This is a genomic window from Azohydromonas aeria, assembly GCF_009760915.1.
Classification (GTDB): Bacteria; Pseudomonadota; Gammaproteobacteria; order Burkholderiales; family Burkholderiaceae_C; genus Azohydromonas; species Azohydromonas aeria.
The window spans coordinates 1-3,341 of the sequence record NZ_VIDQ01000169.1; the positions used below are offsets into that span (position 1 = coordinate 1).

The 3,341-nt window shown below is 62.0% G+C and carries 4 protein-coding genes; all 4 read right to left on the minus strand.

Annotated features, from left to right (window positions below; translation table 11 throughout):
* Window positions 1-42: 42 nt before the first annotated feature.
* Window positions 43-2,103, minus strand: coding sequence for a recombinase family protein (locus tag FJ694_RS36140; protein WP_157272345.1), 2,061 nt, complete (start codon window positions 2,101-2,103; stop codon window positions 43-45).
* Window positions 2,093-2,419, minus strand: coding sequence for a hypothetical protein (locus tag FJ694_RS36145; protein ID WP_198321188.1), 327 nt, complete (start codon window positions 2,417-2,419; stop codon window positions 2,093-2,095). The genes FJ694_RS36140 and FJ694_RS36145 overlap by 11 nt, the downstream gene beginning before the upstream one ends.
* Complete coding sequence (locus FJ694_RS36150) at window positions 2,392-2,844, minus strand: helix-turn-helix domain-containing protein (protein WP_157272346.1); 453 nt, start codon at window positions 2,842-2,844, stop codon at window positions 2,392-2,394. The genes FJ694_RS36145 and FJ694_RS36150 overlap by 28 nt, the downstream gene beginning before the upstream one ends.
* Window positions 2,845-2,998: 154 nt before the next feature.
* On the minus strand, window positions 2,999-3,341 hold a 343-nt coding region (locus tag FJ694_RS36155), incomplete at its 5' end, for a DUF5372 family protein (protein ID WP_232540387.1).

Here is a 3,341-nt window from a genome sequence, read left to right on the forward strand (position 1 = left end):
GAGAACAAGGCGTGGACTTCATGATGCACCTTGTTCAGTAGATTAAGCAGGGATAAGACAGGGCGACCGGCTGGAATACCGACCGCCAACACCGGGCACGAACGTGACGTTGCCCGGTGATTCGTACATATAGCTGCGGACGCCGTACCTGTGGCGCTGGAGCAGTCCCTTGCTGCCCAGCAAGTGAACCGTATTGGTAGAGACGCCCAGCTGTTGTGCTACCTCTGCAGCAGAGAGCAAGCCGCTCTCGCTCAATCGGTCGCGACGCGTTTTCAGACCGTAGGCATGCCTGAGCATCTGGATGCCCCTGAGCGTATGGGGTTCACCGCGCCAGTTCCGGTATCCGAGTTCGCCGAGCCTTTCAACGACTTCCTTCTCGGTACAGGTGTTGAGCAGCTCGTCGACAAGTTGGACTACTTCTGGGCGGGTTTTACGGACCTGTGCGATCGTCCGTGCCTTGGGCACCTGCACGCTTTGATTCCGACCGCCACGCCAGCGAATGTGCACGTCGACCTGCTGTCCCGAGACAAGCGTGACGTCCTCGATGAGCAGTCCGAGCATCCGCTTTCGTTCCACGACAGTTGTGCGGGGATCATTCCAAATGCGAGGGAAGTCCCGTGCCAGCTCGACGATGCGCTGGCGCGAGGGGTCTTGCAGCAGCGCTTGGTCAGCCAGTTGCTGGCGCGCATGCTCCTGCTGCAAATCGTCGAACTGGCGCAGCCGCGCATTCCAGTCAGCTTCCAATGCATCAGCCACCAGCCGGTTATCGGGATCCACCTTGAGGTAACGCCGGCGTGCGAGTTCGGCCTCATAGCGGGCACGTTGCAGTTGCGCCTGGCGCAGCGCGGCGGCTTCCTCCACGCGCTGAACGATCTCCTGCTGCACTGCCAACGCCACTTCAATGGCCGTTGGCGTCACCGTCTGCAGCAGCAGCGCGCTCACAGTTTCGTCGATGTCGACACCGCGGATCCACTGACAGCGCCTGCCATCAGCAATGCGCAACGCGGCCTCATTGCATACGTAGTAGGGACGCAAGGCGCCATGCAACGGCTCGTAGTGCACACGCATGCGCGCACCGCAGCGGCCGCACATGACCTTTCCTTGCAGCAACCCGCTGCCCTTGCGCGGCAGCTGACCTCGAAGCCCGCCAGACCAGCAACGCTGATTGTTCTTCAGGGTCGTCTGGTTGCGCTCGAACTCTTCCCAGGTTATGTAGCCCGGATGTGCGTCCACGATCAGCACGCGCCACTCCGAACGCGGGACGTCGACTTGCACCTGCTTGAGTGCGGCGGTGTACCTCGTACGACTTCGCCCATAGACGAACGCCCCTGCGTAGCGCGGGTTGTGCAGCAGCTGAAGTACACGGGTTTGTTCAACTGGTTCCCAAAGCAGGTCGCCCTTGCCCACGCCACGATGAACACTTTGCGGGAACGACAGCTTCTCTGCATTCATGCGACGTACCACGGCACCGGCAGACCCTGTCTCACGGAAGGTACTGAACACCAGTCGAACCGTATCCTGTATCTGACGATCCGGGTCGAGTACTACCCGGCCGGCACCGTCGTACACCAGTCCAATTGGCAGGCGCATCTGCAGTTCGCCTCGGAGAGCCTTGTTTATCTGGCCACCCAGCAGCCGGCACTTGAGCACGTGCAGCTCCGCCTCGCTCATGGTGCCCTTGAGACCAAGCAGCAGCCGGTCGTTGAAGTGCGCCGGGTCGTACACGCCATCCTCGTCCAGGATCAACGTGTGAGACAGCGCCGCAAGCTCAAGCAGGCGGTGCCAGTCGGAGTTGTTGCGCGCAAGGCGCGACACTTCCAAGCCGAGCACGATGCCGGCATTGCCCATGGCTACTTCCGACACCAGACGCTGGAATCCTTCGCGCCCGTCGGCATGGGCGCCCGACCGTCCCAGGTCACCGTCGATGACATGCACGCGCTCCATAGGCCAGCCCAAGGCTACCGCGCGCTCGCGCAGCGCGTACTGCCGCTTGGTGCTCTCCGTGTTCTCGAACACTTGGCGCAGCGAGGACTGGCGCACGTAGAGGAATGCATCGCGCCGCAGATGGTCGGCGCTGACCTTCATGGCCGCATCAGTAGACATGTTGCACCTGCGACTGAACTGCCAGCACCATGTTGGCCAGTTGGCGCACGAGCTGGCAGTCGTGCGTGCCGGCAGTTGCTGGGTCCATGCCCGGCGCTGCACGAGCGGGCGATTGGCTTGCCACGCCATCCGCGACAAGCACGGCCAGGCCACGCCACAGGCCGTGGAAGACGATGACCGCCTTCGCGCGCGAGTCGGCTTGTCCATGCAGCACCGCGGCGCGCAGGTCCTCGTAGACCTGGATCGCAATGGCCGGCAGAGCCGGACCGTAGACGGCGACGCGGTGCCTCAGCGTTTTTTTATTCGCGCGGCACACCGCTCGATGGTGCGCGGATGTAGCGAGATACCCAGCTGTGACCGAACCAGTGAGGCCAACGCACGAGCCTGCAACGGACCACCTTCGCTCTGGCGCTGCTCGATCAGCGACATCACGTCGGCGTTGACCTTGTGCGGCGTCTTGGGTCCGCGAGGGCGAGGCAGCAAGCCTGTGATGCCTTCGCGCTCGAACGCGGCTTCGGCTTGGTAATACGTCGGCCGCGACAGACCGAACAGCGCTGCGGCCTCGGCCTTGGTCACGCCGTCCTGACGGGCATGACGCAGCATCTCGTACTTCACCTGCACCAGATCGTTGGGGTCGAAGAAGCCGCCGCTGCGGAACCATGGCGCTTCCACTGCTTGCGGCCGCGGGTTGAGCACCTTGTGTTCGTGCAGCCGCTGGATCTTTGCATCGGGCTCGAGCATCAAACAGCTCCTTCCAGCGACGTAAACCAAGATATGCCGCAACCTGTGATAGTTCAACCATGAGGGAGGTATGGCATAGCGCCGCGCTCCAGTGCGCTGAATCCATGGCACCAGGCCATGCAGTGATCGACACGGCAATGCGGCGCATTAACCTTTACACCAGCGGCGCAATTCCCTTGACACCGTCAACTCGTCCCCAGGCCTGCTCGATCTCCTCGAGAAGTCGTGCCAATGCAGTCAGATCGTCAACGCGCAAATACGACTTGCCAGCAGCAGCCAGGGCAAACAGGTCCGGTTCATCGACATCCGTCCACGACGCCAGCATCGAACGCCTGTGGCCCAGGGCGTCGTAGAACATCACCCGATCTTCGCCCCAGTTGTCTTTACGGGTAGCCAACGGAAAACTTCTTCCGCACCAGGGATGGAACGGATGCGTAACCCGGAATTCCATGCGTGCTTGTCCGTCCGCACAACGTGCAGTCGCAGACTCATGAGAA

What these genes read in the sequence shown, in the direction of transcription:
- FJ694_RS36140 (WP_157272345.1), bottom strand. Translation starts at nt 2,103, where the DNA reads ATGTCTACTGATGCGGCCATGAAGGTCAGCGCCGACCATCTGCGGCGC.
- FJ694_RS36150 (WP_157272346.1), bottom strand. Translation starts at nt 2,844, where the DNA reads ATGCTCGAGCCCGATGCAAAGATCCAGCGGCTGCACGAACACAAGGTG.